Origin of the sequence: Microcoleus sp. B4-C2 (genome assembly GCF_036705265.1) — a bacterium.
Classification (GTDB): Bacteria; Cyanobacteriota; Cyanobacteriia; order Cyanobacteriales; family Microcoleaceae; genus Microcoleus.
Genome location: NZ_JAUBUB010000212.1, coordinates 1 through 1,307, shown reverse-complemented (window position 1 = coordinate 1,307; position 1,307 = coordinate 1). Strand labels below are relative to the sequence as shown.

Genomic DNA, 1,307 nt, shown 5'->3' with positions numbered 1-1,307 from the left:
AGCAGGGTGGATTAATTGTCCCCAAGTAAATTATAATAGTCGAGCGCGAGCGGCTCGAGTCCGCTCGCGCTCGACTATCCTACAGAGTGCATCAACAATGAATTTAATTGAAGCAATTAAATCAGTACCTGACCACCGACATCCGAGGGGGATTAGGCATCCCTTATGGCTGATACTCATGATAATTTTATTGGGCAGTTGTACGGGATATTGGGGATATAAGCCCTTAGCTGAATTTACGAAAAATCATCGCTCAACTCTGATAAAACTCTTTCACCTCCCACCAGATATTCGTTTTCCATGCGACTCTACTTTTAGAAACATCATTCTCTCATTAGATTTTGAGGTAATTGCCGTCCTTTTTAATATATGGGCAGGGGAAACATTATCGATAGCACCAGGAGAATTGATGGCAATTGATGGAAAAAGTATTAAAAGCACAAGTGTTGGCGGTAATAGTTCTTACCAAAATTTTGTGAGTCTAGTTTCTGCATACAGTCACGATCGCGGCTGGGTAGTCCGACATAAAGTAATGGAAAATCAGGAGCGAAGTGAAATCGAAGTTGTCGAAGAACTCGTGCAAGAACTTGCGGGTTCTCAAGTAGTAATTACTGCCGATGCACTGCACACTCAAAAAAAAACTATTCAGTTAATTATTGATGGAGGTAATGACTACATAATTACCATCAAAAAAAATCAATCTAGTTTGTTTAAAGTGGCTCAAAAATTAGTCGCATCTGTGGGCGCTATCGATTCAGCTCAAACCTCAGAACGCTTGCATGGCCGCACCACAACTCGCTCTACGACAATTTATCCCGTATCTACTCAGTTATTACCAGCGTGGGCGGGTGTCAAACATATAATTGCTATCAAAAGAACTGGCAGTAGGTGGGAAGGCAAAAAAAGTCGTCGTCGGTTAGTTGATTTCCATGAAACGCATTATTATTTAAGTAGTAAGGATTGGTCGGCAAGCCAATTTGCGTCGGCAATTCGAGGACATTGGTTAATAGAGAATCGGCTGCATTGGGTTAAAGATGTGACGTTAAATGAGGATAACTGCATCCATCGAGGTGGCAATGCACCTGCGAACTGGGCCCAGGTCAGACAATTTTTACTATCTCTAGCTCGGATGCTCGGTACAAATACACTTCCTGAAGCTTTGAGATTTATGGCCAATCAACTTGAATATGTTAGCGAATTACTTTTCGGTTTATCTCATCAAGACAAACCAATTAAATCTGGCGCGTGCTCGTCAGCAAATAGCCTAGCCCCACTGGTTTACTCTTTTGACAATTAATCCACCCTGC

General features: G+C 42.0%; 1 protein-coding gene. It reads left to right on the top strand.

What is annotated here, in order from left to right; all coding sequences use genetic code 11:
- Positions 1-97 precede the first annotated feature (97 nt).
- The gene (locus QUB20_RS28455; RefSeq protein ID WP_333251554.1) at positions 98-1,297 is read left to right on the top strand and encodes an ISAs1 family transposase; all 1,200 of its coding nucleotides are present in this window, start codon (positions 98-100) and stop codon (positions 1,295-1,297) included.
- The last annotated feature ends 10 nt before the right edge of the window (positions 1,298-1,307 follow it).